Annotated in this window: 11 protein-coding genes and 1 pseudogene; 3 read left to right on the top strand and 9 right to left on the bottom strand. The window is 54.1% G+C overall.

What is annotated here, in order from left to right:
- Window positions 1-12: 12 nt before the first annotated feature.
- The 7 genes from BA6348_RS09045 to BA6348_RS09015 form a co-directional block, all read right to left on the bottom strand.
- Window positions 13-1,296, bottom strand: coding sequence for a copper resistance CopC/CopD family protein (locus BA6348_RS09045; RefSeq protein WP_241752718.1), 1,284 nt, complete (start codon window positions 1,294-1,296; stop codon window positions 13-15).
- A 194-nt stretch (window positions 1,297-1,490) separates the two neighbouring features.
- Window positions 1,491-2,318, bottom strand: coding sequence for an alpha/beta fold hydrolase (locus BA6348_RS09040; protein ID WP_007785927.1), 828 nt, complete (start codon window positions 2,316-2,318; stop codon window positions 1,491-1,493).
- A gap of 155 nt (window positions 2,319-2,473) precedes the next feature.
- A complete protein-coding gene (locus BA6348_RS09035) occupies window positions 2,474-3,526 on the bottom strand; it encodes an ABC transporter substrate-binding protein (protein ID WP_005831550.1) in 1,053 nt (350 codons plus the stop codon).
- 48 nt (window positions 3,527-3,574) lie between these two features.
- Window positions 3,575-4,372 (bottom strand): ABC transporter permease, encoded by a 798-nt coding sequence (locus BA6348_RS09030; protein ID WP_005831548.1) that lies wholly within the window; start codon window positions 4,370-4,372, stop codon window positions 3,575-3,577.
- Entirely contained in the window at window positions 4,369-5,172 is an 804-nt protein-coding gene (locus BA6348_RS09025; RefSeq protein WP_051353939.1) for an ABC transporter permease, read from the bottom strand. The genes BA6348_RS09030 and BA6348_RS09025 overlap by 4 nt, the downstream gene beginning before the upstream one ends.
- 44 nt (window positions 5,173-5,216) lie before the next feature.
- A complete protein-coding gene (locus BA6348_RS09020) occupies window positions 5,217-6,203 on the bottom strand; it encodes an ABC transporter ATP-binding protein (RefSeq protein ID WP_005831545.1) in 987 nt (328 codons plus the stop codon).
- A gap of 200 nt (window positions 6,204-6,403) precedes the next feature.
- Complete coding sequence (locus BA6348_RS09015; RefSeq protein WP_026557808.1) at window positions 6,404-7,348, bottom strand: DMT family transporter; 945 nt, start codon at window positions 7,346-7,348, stop codon at window positions 6,404-6,406.
- Between the two features lie 68 nt (window positions 7,349-7,416).
- Between BA6348_RS09015 and BA6348_RS09005 the strand changes: the two are divergent.
- A pseudogene (locus BA6348_RS09005) lies at window positions 7,417-8,277 on the top strand (aminotransferase-like domain-containing protein); the annotation flags it as partial.
- A gap of 216 nt (window positions 8,278-8,493) precedes the next feature.
- The gene (locus BA6348_RS09000) at window positions 8,494-9,093 is read left to right on the top strand and encodes a YqaA family protein (protein WP_007785911.1); all 600 of its coding nucleotides are present in this window, start codon (window positions 8,494-8,496) and stop codon (window positions 9,091-9,093) included.
- A gap of 440 nt (window positions 9,094-9,533) precedes the next feature.
- On the opposite strand, the gene BA6348_RS08995 is transcribed toward BA6348_RS09000, so the two are convergent.
- Window positions 9,534-11,672, bottom strand: a complete 2,139-nt coding sequence (locus BA6348_RS08995; RefSeq protein WP_122953341.1) for an ATP-dependent Clp protease ATP-binding subunit — start codon at window positions 11,670-11,672, stop codon at window positions 9,534-9,536.
- 258 nt (window positions 11,673-11,930) lie between these two features.
- Here BA6348_RS08995 and BA6348_RS08990 point away from each other — a divergent pair, with 258 nt between their 5' ends.
- Window positions 11,931-12,482, top strand: a complete 552-nt coding sequence (locus BA6348_RS08990; RefSeq protein ID WP_122953342.1) for a PadR family transcriptional regulator — start codon at window positions 11,931-11,933, stop codon at window positions 12,480-12,482.
- Window positions 12,483-12,577: 95 nt separating this feature from the next.
- Here the strand turns inward: BA6348_RS08990 and rbsK are convergent, their stop codons facing one another.
- On the bottom strand, window positions 12,578-13,480 hold the full coding sequence (gene rbsK, locus BA6348_RS08985) for a ribokinase (RefSeq protein ID WP_005831532.1): 903 nt from the start codon (window positions 13,478-13,480) through the stop codon (window positions 12,578-12,580).
- Window positions 13,481-13,521: the final 41 nt, after the last annotated feature.

Raw genomic sequence — 13,521 nt, 5'->3', positions numbered from 1 at the left:
CAAAAAAACCTCCTAGTTTGTCGCCGTTTGTTTTGCGGCTTGTGTGTTTGTCGTATCATTCATGTCAGTCGGATAGTTGGTCTGGCTCATCCAAAGCCCTGCCAGCACAGCGACGATACCGAAAATGATTTCCCAGCGCAGCCATTTCATGCGCAGACTGCCGTTCGCCCGCCAGCGCTTCGTTTGCCGATAGGCGAGCGCGAGCATGATGCAGACGCTGACGATTTTGGCGTAGAGCAAATAGCTCCAGGCAAGCGAGCTTTGCCAAATGAGCGCCACATCGGTCTGCACGATCAGCATGAGCACTCCCGTCACGACGGCAAGTACGGCCGCCGCGGCAACCAGGCGCAAGAAGAAGGCCTTGAACGGCGCATTGCCCCGCTCTGTTTCTTTTGCCACCAGCAGCAGGTAGACGAGCGCGCCAAGCCATAGCGCCACTGTCAGGACGTGCAACAGCCGCAGCACGATCGACAGCCAGACAGGAGCAATCCCCCAGGCATGGCCGCCAAAAGCTTGCGCGCCAATCAGCAGTACCCAAATTCCCGCGTACCAGCCAGATACCATGTTCGGAATAGCCAATAGCAGCAGGAGCAGAAAGGAGACGATCAGCATGACGGCAAACGGAGACTGCGCGAGCAAATGGCTGTCAAACTGCCACAGGGCTTGCGTCAAGGAAACGGCCGTCAACGATTCGTCGTACAAAAACCAGAGAAAAACAAGTCCCACGAGCGCAAGCGCCCAGCCGATCTGCCTGCCAATCCCGATCAGCGCCCGAAGCGTCGGCAAACCGTAGCGCTGTCCTCGATCGGCAATCAGATACAAACCGCCGCCGAGCAAAATAATCCCTTGCGCAAGGTAACGATAGACGATCAAATAATTCGTATCCGTCTGCTTTGCCCCGGGCGGCACCACGACCGCGCTTTTTTGCCCGATGGAAAAGGTCAGGCGCTCCTCAACCGGATGGCCGTCTTCGGATACGACCGCCACGATCACCGAGTACGTCCCTTCCGCCAAATCCGCCGGCAACTGCGCATTCACCTGCGAAGCATCTCCCGGCTGCAAGGTCGGTCGCTGCATTTGTATTTCCTTGCCGTCCCAGTCAAACAGGCGTACGGTGACGAGATCCGGCTCCAGCGTCTCGGTAAAGCGCATGGAAATTTGTCCCGGATTCGCCTGCAGCACCTCGCCGTCTTTCGGAGTGCTGCCCATCATGCCTGCATGGGCATAGGCCGAATTGGTTCCAATCGCAAGCACAAGAAAAAAGGCCAGCGAAAGCACGGTCCATAGTCGCTTCATGCTGTGCATCAGCCAATCACCTACTTCCTTCGCCTTTTCGTCACTAATCCTATCAAAATCGTCTGTGAATCTGTATGGCTACATCGGGCTATCTGCTGTGACGATTTTTTGAAGCAGCCGAATATACCAGCAAAAAAAGACACCTACGAGTAGTTTTTCCCGCGTGGTGTCTTCTTTTGCTGCACGTCTATGCATTACTCGTCGCTTTGCTGCTTGAGGAAGCGCAGAATGAGCTCGTTTACCACTTCTGGCTGGTCCATCGGCGGGATGTGGGCCGAATCTGTCAAAATGACCTTTTCAGCCCGCTCGATCCGCTCAGCCAGCTCGTCAGCGATTTGCAAAAAGTCGATGTAATCGCGTGCTCCCGCAATGACCAGCGTGGGGGCCTTGATTTCCTCCAGACGCTCTTTTGGAGGGGGAGTGAGTCCCACGAGTCCTTCTCCAAAAGCAGGCAAAGAAAAGGCGTTTCGACTCATGCTTGCAAACAGCTCACGCGCTTTTGCCCGCTTGGTATTCGCCGCACAGCCAGGTCCGTCAAACCACATCCGGGTATTCTGCTCCAGCGCTTCCTCTGTCTTTTTGGCTTCCAGCAGTTGATGAAACTGTTCCATATCCCGCAATCTCTGCTCGCTTCTCGAATGGCCAAACAGCCCCGACGAGATCAAAACCAGACTTTTCACCATTTGCGGGTACACAAGCGCAAACTCCTGGGCTACCATTCCCCCAAAGGAAAGACCCGCCACGTGTGCTTTTTCGATGCCCAATCCCGCCAATACAGCACGTACATCATCGTATAGCGTAAAAGGCAAATTCGTCGCAGGTGTTTTGCCAAAGCCGCGGAGGTCAAAACGAATCACCTTGTACGATTCCGCCAAAGCCGCTACCTGCTCATCCCACATCCTGTTGTCCAGATTGAACCCGTGAATCAACAGAAGCGGCTCGCCTTCCCCAGCCATTTCGTAGTAAAACCGCGTTCCATTCGCTTCCAGAAAGCCTGAATCGACTGCTTGTCCAGTTTCCATATTTTTCACCTCTCCTTCCGTCTACTATCTCATCTCTGCTTCTTGTTTGTCCAACCAACGCTGCACAAGCAGAGCTTTCGCAAGCAACCGCTTGCTGCTTTACAGTAGAAACAAAAAAACCGAGACGGGATTTCTCCCAGCCTCGGTCTTCGTTGTTACCTGCCGCTCTTCATCTCTGTCCAGTAGCGGTCGTATTCTTGCAGCGTATCGCCGACGTCGACCAGCCACTCGGCGCGGTCGATGTCCGCTTTGTCCAGGAAGATCATCTTGTTGGAACGGTATTCTTCGCTGTGCAGCGGGTATGCTTGCTCGTTCGGGTTGCTGTAGCCGATGGATTCGTAGTTTTTCACGCTGACCTCAGGGTCCATCAGGTAGTTGATGAACTTCTCGGCCAAGTCTTTGTGCTTGGCTCCTTTTGGAATCGCCAGCGTGTCCGCCCAGATCGTTGCGCCCTCTTTTGGAATGACGTACTCCACATCCGGGTTTTGGCCGTTGATGATCGCAGCGTCGCCAGACCAGACCGTACCGATCCACGCTTCCTCCGCGATCATTTTTTGCTTGATGTTGTCCGTATCAAAAGCCATGACGCCCGGCAACATTTTTTTCAGGTCCGCGAACGATTTTTCCAACTCGTCCTTGTTTGTTGTGCTGTTGGAAAAGCCGTTTTTAATCAAAGCCATCCCCATGACTTCACGCGGGTCGTTCAGCATGATGACGCGGCCTTTGTACGCTTCGTTCCACAGATCGCTCCAGCTTGTCGGGGTTTCTTTGACGTACTTCTTGTTATAGGCAATCCCGGTAATGCCCCACGTGTAGACGAGCGAGTACTTGTTCTCCTTGTCAAAAGGAGGCGTCTTGAACGTGGACACGATGTTTTTCATGTTCGGGATGTTCTCTTTGTTCAGCTCTTCCAACAGGCCGAGCTGAATCATGGTCGCGACCATGTAATCGGACGGCTGGATCAGGTCGTAGCCCGAGGCGCCCGCCTGGATTTTCGCCAGCATTTCCTCGTTGCTGCCGTAGATGTCGTAGTTGACCTTGACGTTGTACTTCTGCTCAAAATCTTTAATGACGTCGAGGTCGAAGTTGTCGGCCCAGGAGTAGATGTTCAATACTTGCTGTTCTTGCTCGGACGATGAGCAGCCGACTGCTGTCACCGCGAGGACGGCGGTCAGGGCGCCGATCATCATGGACTTGAAACGTTTCATTTTTTCTTCTCAACCTCCAAATCGGTATGGGATGTTTTTTTCGGTCGACTAAAAATGAATCTGACCGTTTTTGGAATCCTTGCGGCGGAACAGCTCGGCGATGATGACCAAAAGCACTGTGCTTACGATCAGCAGCGTCGAAAGCGCATTGACTTCCGGCGACACGCCTCGCTTCACCAAACCGTAAATGTATAGCGGCAAGGTGGTCGAATTCGGACCAGCCACGAAGAACGAAATAATGAAATCATCCAGCGATAGCGTAAACGACATTAAAAAGCCGGCGACGATCCCAGGCATAATCAAGGGCAGCGTCACATGGCGCAGCGTCTCCCACGGGGTCGCGCCCAAATCTTGTGCGGCCTCCTCCAGCTCCTTGCCCATATCGGCGAGGCGGGCGGAGATGATGACCATCACGTACGGCATGGAAAACGTCACGTGCGCCATAATCAGGGTCCATTTGCCAAGCTCGATGTGCGCTTGGCTGAACAAAACCAATAGGGCCAGTCCCATCATGATCTCGGGAATGACGATCGGCAAGTAAATCAGCCCGTTGACGATGTTGCGCCAGCGCAAGGAATAATGCTTGATCGCAAGCGATGCGGCCGTGCCGAGAACAGTCGCCAGCACGCTGCTGATGACGCCGATCGACAGGCTGTTCGTCAAGGCCTGCATCACCTGCCGGTTGTCAAACAACGATACATACCACTTCCAGGTGAATCCGTTCCACGTCGCATTGATGCGCGAATCGTTGAACGAGTAGAGCACGAGAATGGCAATCGGCAAGTACAAAAAGACGAGCATCAGCCAGGAGTAGCCGGTCAGCGTATGTCTGCGCCATGTTTTCATGCTGCTCCCTCCTTCGCTTCGCCCGCTTTGGCCGCGCGGAAGTAGAGAAGAATGAGAAGCATCGACAGAAGCATCAGCACGATGGACAGCGCCGAGCCAAACGGCCAGTCACGCGCCGAGAGAAACTGGTTCTGGATGACGTTTCCGATCAGGGCTGACTTCGCTCCGCCCATCACATCCGGGACGACGAACATCCCGATGGAGGAGACGAACACGAGAATTGATCCGGTGACGACGCCTGTTTTGGTCATCGGCAACGTCACATGCCAGAACGCTTTCCACGGAGTCGCCCCGAGGTCGTAAGCGGCTTCCAGCTTGCGGCGGTCCATCTGCTCCAGCGACACGTAAATCGGCAGCACCATGAACGGCAAAAGCGTGTACACCATGCCGAGCAGCACCGAGCCGGAATTGTACAACAGCGGCAACGGTTCCGTGATAAGCCCCAGCGACTGCAAAATCGTATTGACGACGCCTTGCGAGCGCAGGATGATGACCCAGGCGTAGGACCGGACGAGGAAGTTGATCCAGAACGGAATCATCACCAAGAGCAGCCAAATTTGCTGCGAAGACTTTTCCAGCCGGGAGATGTAGTACGCGAGCGGATAGCCGCAGACGATCGACAAAAACGTCGTCAGGATGGCGACCACCAGCGTGTCCGCGAAAATTTGCCCGTACAAAGGGTCCAGGATGCGAATGTAATTGTTCAGCGTAAACTCATAGACAACTTGCCCGTATGTGCCTCTTTTTAAAAACGATAACAGCGCAATCAGGAGCATGGGCAGGACGAAAAGCACACCCATCCACAAAAGGGCGGGTGCCGCGAGCAGTTTTACCGGCTTTTTGTTCAACAAGTCAGGATCACCTCGTCCGTCTGCGCCCAACCAAGAGCTACCCGATCTCCCACCTTCCAGTCCAGGCCGTCGCCCGCATACTGATGCGCCATTACCGTCATGTCCTGGCTGTCCAGGCGGATAAACACTTTGCGCAGGTTGCCGAGGAATACCGCGTCGGTAATCGTCCCCTGCTTCTTGTGCTTCTCAGGCTCCGTATGCGGCTGATACAGCTTGATCTTTTCCGGACGGACCGCTGTGTTCGTGCCGTTTTCGCGGAAAATGTTGTTCTCGCCGATAAACGTAGCGACAAACAGCGTTTGCGGATGGTTGTAAATCTCTGCCGGGGAAGCAATCTGCTCGATCCGTCCCTTGTTCATGACCGCGATCCGGTCTGACATCGCCATCGCTTCTTCCTGGTCATGGGTGACGTAGATGAACGTGATCCCGAGGTTTTTTTGCAGGTTTTTCAGCTCCAACTGCAAGCTTTTGCGCAACTGGTAGTCCAAGGCGCCAAGTGGCTCGTCCAACAACAGGACGCGCGGATTGTTGATAATCGCCCGGGCGATCGCTACCCGCTGCTGCTGTCCGCCAGAGAGCTGCTTCGGCGTGCGCTTTCTCAGCTCGGTCAGTTGCACGTACTGCAACACTTCCTCCAGGCGCTTCTTTTGCTCACTGGCACTTACCTTTTTCATTTTCAATCCGAACAAAATGTTTTGCTCGACAGTCATGTGCGGAAACAAGGCGTATTGCTGGAACACCATGTTCATGTCCCGTTGGTAAGGAGGCACATGGGTGAGCGGCTTCTCGTCGAGAAAAATCTCCCCGGAGGTCGGCTCCTCAAATCCAGCAATCATCCGCAAAAGCGTCGTCTTGCCACAGCCGCTCGGGCCGAGCAACGTCAAAAACTCCCCTTCTTCAATGGAGAGAGAAAAAGAGGGGACGACGATGGAACCGTGAAAGCTTTTTTCAATTGAATCCAGATGAATAATCGTTTTCATTCTGTCATCTCACCATATGTCATTATACTCATAGCAATCTAGGTAACTATATCGTGTTAGCTGGTTTTTGTAAACAGTTTCACCCGCATTGGCCCCTGATTTTTTTTGCAGATCGTCCTCCAGACAAAACCGAACAAAAACAAGACGGAGCAGCACCAATGTTCTCTGCTCCGTCGCCTGTTCGGACTGCCCGCTGCCCGCTACAGCGAAGGCGATTTTGGCGTGCGCCCAACCTGTGCTGCGCGCTGTTTGTTCCCTAGGAAATTGGTCCCGACTACGCCCAAAATAATCATGAGAGCGCCGAGCAGGTGGTAGTAGGCGAGCTGTTCTTGCAGGAAAAGCGCGCCAGCCGCAATCGTCACGATCGTAGATAGGTTGTTGAATACACTCATTTTTGACGCTTCCATTTTCGAGAGGGCAAAATTCGTCATGAACGACGTCACCAACGAAGACAGCACCCCCAAGTACAAGATTGCGATGACGAACGGCGAATGGCTGAACGGCACGAAAAAGGCGGACAGCGTTCCTTCCGAGCCGTGCCGGATCAAAGCCAGCGCATTAAATGACACAAAACCGATAACCGAAACCATATACGTTACGTCTATATAATGGAAGGCTTTTGTCATCTTCTTGGCGAGCACGCTATACCCGGCCAGCGAAAGAGCCGACAGCAGGATCAAAACCGTCCCGATGCTGTCGCCCATCCCCACCCCCGCTCCTTTCATCGCGAAAATGAACACGACGCCCGCGACAGACAGGAGCGTGGACAGCTTTTGCAGCCAGGTCGACGTCTCTTTCAGAAACAAGGCGGCCATTATCATCGTGAAGATCGGCACTGTCGCCGTAATAATGCCCGCCTCCGACGATGTCGTGTAGACCAGCCCGAACGTCTGCAGCCCGAAAAAGAGCGCCGGATAGAGCAAGGCAAGCGGCAGAATGGACAACATATCCCGCGGCTTGATCGACAGCCGAATCCAGCCGCACACAAGCGGAATCGAAGCTGCGACAAGCGCCACCGTAAAGCGGTGCGCCATCGTATCAAGCGGACTTGCTGCCGTGAGCGCCATTTTGACGAATAGAAAAGACAGGCCGACGATCAGGGCATTCAGCAGGGCAGCCAGTATCGCTTTTGGTTGATCTTTCAAACAAATCTCTCCTCAATCGTTGCATATGCAACTGTTCTTCTTGCTTTCATAGTAATGTGGCGCCAATCGTGCTACAATGCAAAAAAAGCCGATCTGTACCGATACACAATCTCGCAAGCCTCGCCTACCAGGACGGAGACAAGCTGCCCTCCATCCGCGAGCTGTCTGCCCGGTATCAATGCAGCAAAAGCACTGTCATTTCGGCTTTGAACGAACTGGAAAAGCGTCACCTCATCTACTCGGTAGACCGCAGCGGCTTTTACGTCGTGAAATAAGAGCGGGAAGCCGAGCAAAAGGATACAGACATCATCGACTTTGCCACCTCTGCCCCTGATCCGGACGTGTTTCCCTATCTCGACTTCCAGCACTGTATCAATAAAGCGATTGAGACGTACCGCAACGATCTGTTTCTGTACGGCACTCCCAAAGGCTTGCCGACGCTGATCCCCGTGATCGCCAGGCACCTCGCGAACCATCAGGTGTTTGCCAAGCCTGCGAACATGTTCATCACGGCAGGCGTTCAGCAGGCGCTGTCCATCTTGTGTACGATCCCGTTTCCGAACGGCCGGGAAACCGTGCTGATCGAGCAGCCAAGCTACCACCTGTTTATCGAATATGTGCAGTTGCACAAGCTTCCGGTAAAAGGCATCCGGCGAACGGCGCAAGGGATTGATCTGGACGAGTTGGAACGACTGTTTCGTACAGAAAAGATCAAATTTTTTTACACGATGCCGCGCTTCCACAGCCCGCTCGGAACGACGTACAGCCGCAAAGAAAAACAGCGGATTGCCGAGCTGGCGCAGCAATACGACGTCTACATCGTGGAAGACGACCATATGGCGGATCTGGAGCACGACAGCAAGGCAGACCCGCTGTTCGCCTACGACCGCTTCGGCCGCACGATTTATTTGAAAAGCTATTCCAAGATTCCCAGAGAAAATATATTGAAGCTAGACGTATCCAACGTCAAGGAAGAAGCGGTTGAAAAAGGAATCAATCAGTTGATGGCGGTATTGCATGCGATGCGGTTATAATGAAGAAAGGTAAAAATCCGGCGCGAGCTTGATTGGCGGTTCGCAACATGACTCTACCCATTTTTTCCGCCGCAGCAGGCGGATTTTGAGAGATGGACAAAGGAGAATGAAATGGTTCAGAACGTTTTAGATTTTTTGATGGAATACGGCATTTGGGGAGTCGTCATCCATTCTTTTGCAGACGCCATCATCTTCCCCGTTCCCGTGTTCTTTCTGCAGGTTTCATTAAGCCTGATCGATCCATCCTCGGCTTTATGGATTGCTACGGCAGGATATATCGCCTGTCTGCTTGGAACACCAGTCGGTTACTATCTCGGCAAACTCTTGGGTCACTCTGTCCTGTACAAACTGCTCAAAAAAGAATGGATTGACTCGGCGACGGAGATGTTTCAAAAACGGGGCGAAGTCGCCATTTTTGTCGGCTCGTTTACGCCGATCCCGTTCAAAGTGTTTACGATCTTGTCCGGCTGTCTGAACTACCCGCTCTGGAAGCTGATTGGCTACGCGGCCATCGGAAGGGCTGTCAAATTTTACGTCGTCGGCTTCCTGTTTTATTATTATGGGCGGATGGCGGAAAACATGGTCGGTCATGTCTCCTTGTACGTGTTTTTGCTGATGATCCCGATTTTGTTGATAGGACTCCTGGTGCGAAAAATTCGGGCAAAAAGACAACTGCTGCATACGGTGAACAAGCAAGCGGGAAATGACTGAATCGTCCGCAAGCAAAAAAGAACCCCCCGGCAAAAGAGGCCACTGAAAAAGTCTTTACTTACAAAGAAGGTACAGTCCCCTCATTTTTGAGGCGGCTGTACCTTTTTCTATGTATACTTAAAGCATCACGGCGAAAGGGTTGAAGCCCCATGTTCCAGCCACAGATCTCATTTGCGTTTAGTCCCTACACCGCACTCTATGACCTTGTTGTCCCTAAAGATAACATGTTGCGCCAAATCAATGAACTTGTGGATTTCTCCTTTATATATGACGAATAAAAGGGAAATGCAGTAACAAAAAAGCGACACCTGCCAGGAAAAACGGAACAGGTGTCGCTTATTTTTTTACAAAAATCTCAAGTCACCGGCAAAACCTAAGTTCTTCAGCGGCCTCGGCAAAAGGGGTTCTTCTCGTTTCGGGACCTGCCGTCTGGCGGGTCTTTATGCTTTTTTCACGCGAATGCGGTCTTCCTCGACATCGACTACGATCGAGCGCACATCCGCTTCCTCCATCACCAGGTCGGCGATGCCGTCCTCTACGTACTGCGAAATGACACGGCGCAGCGGACGCGCCCCGAATGCGGGGTTGTAGCCCAGCTCTGCCAGCTTTTCCTTGGCGGCGTCTGTAACGGCAAGCTCCATGCCTTGCTCTTTCAGATTTGCCATGACATCTTGCAGCAGCAGCTCGACGATTTTGACCAGATCGTGTTTTTCCAGATGAGCGAAAGAAATGATCGAGTCGAAGCGGTTCAAAAATTCCGGCTTGAAGTACGCGCCCAGCGAGTCGAGCACGGTGCCAGGCTTAGGCGACTCTGCTCCGAAGCCGACGGAGATTTTGCGCTCGGTCACACCCGCGTTGCTCGTCGCGATAATGACGGTTTCCTTGAAGTTCACGGTGCGGCCCTGGCTGTCTGTCAAGCGGCCGTCCTCCAAAATTTGCAGGAACATGTGCATGACGTCAGGGTGTGCCTTTTCAATCTCATCGAGCAAAATGATGCTGTACGGGTTGCGGCGCACGCGCTCGGTCAACTGCCCTGCTTCCTCGTGGCCCACATACCCTGGTGGCGAACCGATCAGCTTGGAGACGGAATGCTTCTCCATGTACTCGCTCATGTCGAGACGGATCATCGAATCGCGCGTACCGAACAGCTCCTCGGCGAGCGCCTTGGACAGCTCGGTTTTCCCTACGCCAGTCGGCCCGACGAACAGGAAGGAGGCAATCGGTCTGTTTTTCGGCTTCAGTCCGGCGCGGCTGCGGCGAATCGCCTTGGCGACCTGTTTGACGGCTTCGGACTGACCGATCACTTTGGCTTCGAGATGCGCCGCCAAATTTTTCATCCGCTCTTGCTCGTCGCTTTGCAGCTTGCGGACCGGAATGCCTGTCTTTTGCTCGATCATCTCCTGAATGTCTGCCACTTCGACCTGCACGCGATTGGCCGCTCCATCCAGTTGATCGAGCTTGGCGAGAATTTCTGCTTCCTCGTCGCGCAGGCGGGCTGCTTGCTCGTAGTTTTCTTGCTCGGTCGCGGCTTTTTTCTCCTGGTTGATTTGCGCCAGCCGCTCATGCAGGTGGGCGGTGTCTGCCCCGGACGAACGCAGGTTCAGGCGCGAGCCCGCTTCATCCATCAGGTCAATCGCCTTGTCAGGCAGGAAACGGTCCTGAATGTAGCGGTGCGAGTATTCCACGCAAGCCCGGATCACGTCGTCGGAGTAGGAGACTTGGTGGAACGCCTCGTACTTCGGACGCAGCCCTTGCAAAATTTCGATGGCGGCTTCCACTGTTGGCTCTTTGACCATCACTGGCTGCAGGCGGCGCTCCAGCGCAGCGTCTTTTTCGATGATGCGGTACTCTTTCAATGTGGTAGCCCCGATCAACTGCAGCTCGCCGCGCGCCAGGGCAGGCTTGAGGATGTTGCCTGCGTCCATGGAGCCTTCCGCAGAGCCAGCGCCTACCAGCAGGTGAATTTCATCGACGAACAAAATGACGTTTTTACGCGCTTGCAGCTCGGCGATGACTTGCTTCATCTTTTCCTCGAACTGCCCGCGAATCCCTGTGCCCGCTACCAGCGAAGCGACGTCCAGCACGTACACCTGCTTGTTTTTCAGCTTGGCAGGCACTTGCCCTTCGGTAATGCGCAGCGCCAGTCCTTCCGCAATCGCCGTCTTCCCTACCCCTGGCTCCCCGATCAGAACCGGGTTGTTTTTGTTGCGGCGGTTCAAAATCTCGATGACGCGCTCGATTTCCTGGTCGCGTCCGATCACCGGATCGATCAGCCCGGCGCGCGCCGCATCGTTCAAATTGCGGCCCAGCTCGTCGAGAATGCCGCCGCGGTCCGGTACTTGCGGCTCTTGCGCTTTAGGCTTGCCGCCCTTCGCTTGCGCCTGGGCGAAGCCTTGCAGGAACTCGTCCAGACCGGAGAAGGAGGAAAACGGAGTGAAGCCCATGCCCATGCCGATTCCCATTTTGCTGCCCAGCTTGGCGTGGCATTCCTTGCAAAGCTGGTAGGCTTGCCGGTTGTTTTGCACTTGTATATGAACGGAAACAGTTGCTTGTCGTTGTTTGCAGATTTCGCATTGCATGTTTTCATACCCCCAAAATGTTTATTTTGGAATGTTGACGTGCACGTTTTGATTCCCGGAAGGTTCAGTGTCGTTTGACCTTCTCTGACCTTCGATGACTTTATTATAGTTTGACCTTCTTTGACTTTCAAGAGGGTTTCTTTGGATTTTGCACATAAGCTTGGGAAAAGCTAAGCAGGACGCAGGTTCGCTATTGCCTCGCCGAAAAACCCTTCCTATAATGATCTTGAGATTCGTAAAAGTCAGGAGGCTTTTCACTTGAACACACTCGCGTATGGACTCCTGGGGCTGGTCGCCCGCACGCCCAGTTCTGGCTACGATTTGATGCTCCAGCTTCAACCATTTTGGCAGGCCAAGCACAGCCAGATTTACCCGCTGCTGGCCAAGCTGGAACAGGAGGGCTACCTGGAGTTCACTCGCATCCACCAGACGGATCGTCCTGATAAAAAAGTGTATTCGATTACAGAAAAAGGGCAGATCGCGCTGCAAGTCTGGCTCAGTGAGCCGGCAGCAGAGCCTGTCGTCCGGGACGAGCTGGTCCTGAAAACGTACTGCCTCGGGCTCGCTGATGAAAATGCCGCTGCGACGATGTTTGTCGAGCGCATCCAGCAATGCCGCGAGCATCTGGACATGTACGAGCACTACATTCAGGAGTACCAGGCTGATGCTGTCGACCATCCCCACCCGCCCGACCACCCGGACCATCCGGCGTTTGGCGAGTACATTTTGCTCTCGTGGGGAGCGCGGCGGATGAAAGAAGACATCGCCTGGTGCGAATGGGTTCTGGAGCTGTTGCAAAAGCGCAGATAACGAACAAGGAAAAGCAAAAAGCAAACGAGCCTTTGGAACTGTTCGCTCCAAAAACCGTTTGCTTTTTCGTTTGGTCTGCATGAATTGTGGTTTCCTTAAAACGCGTGCGCCTCTACTTCCGCAAGCGTCGGGAGGGACGGCTGCGCCCCGCGTCTGGTCACGACGATCGCCGCCACTCTGCTGGCGAATGCCGCCGCTTCTGCTTCCGGCATCCCTTTGGCGATCCCGACGGCAAAAGCCGCGGTAAACGAATCGCCAGCCGCCGTCGTGTCCACAGGCTCTACCCGGCAAGCAGGGACGTGCGTCGCCCCGTCTGGGGTCACCAGCAGAGCGCCTTTTTCGCCCAGCGTCACGATAACCCGCTTGGGCCCGCTTGCCAAGAGCTTTTTCGCCGCCGCCTCGACTTCTGAAAGCGTAGCAGTCGGCATGCCGCTCAAGCTCGCAAGCTCTGTCTCGTTTGGCGTCAACGTGTGGACGTACTGCAGCAGCTCAGGTGACAGCGCCTGCGCCGGAGCCGGATTCAAAATAACCAGCTTGCCGAGTCCGGACGCCTTTTTCACGACGTACTCCACTACGGGAAGCGGAATTTCCAGTTGCAGCAGCACGACGTCGCTCTCCACAAGAATGGACAGGTTCTGCTCGATGTGCTCCACGCTCATTTGCGCATTGGCTCCCGGGACGAGCACAATGTTGTTTTCCCCGTCATCGCTCACATTGATAAAAGCCATGCCCGTCGTCCCCGAGCGTTTGATTCCTTCCACGTGAACGCGCGCCTCTGTCAAGCTGTTCAGCATCTTGCTCCCGTTCTCGTCTTCGCCCACCATCCCGATCATGGAAACGTGTGCGCCGAGACGCGCGGCGGCCACTGCCTGATTGGCCCCTTTGCCGCCTGGAATCAGCCGGAAGTCATGACTGGAAATCGTTTCTCCTGCCTTGGGCAGATGGTGGACGTGGGAGACGAGATCCATATTGATGCTTCCTACTACTGCGATTTTCACAACGTGCTACCTCCCCTGTCTCTTCGTGCTCGCTTTTTCCC

The sequence above is a fragment of the Brevibacillus agri genome, from assembly GCF_004117055.1.
Classification (GTDB): Bacteria; Bacillota; Bacilli; order Brevibacillales; family Brevibacillaceae; genus Brevibacillus; species Brevibacillus agri.
The sequence above is the reverse complement of the archived record's forward strand: the minus strand, read 5'-3'. Positions and strand labels throughout refer to the sequence as shown.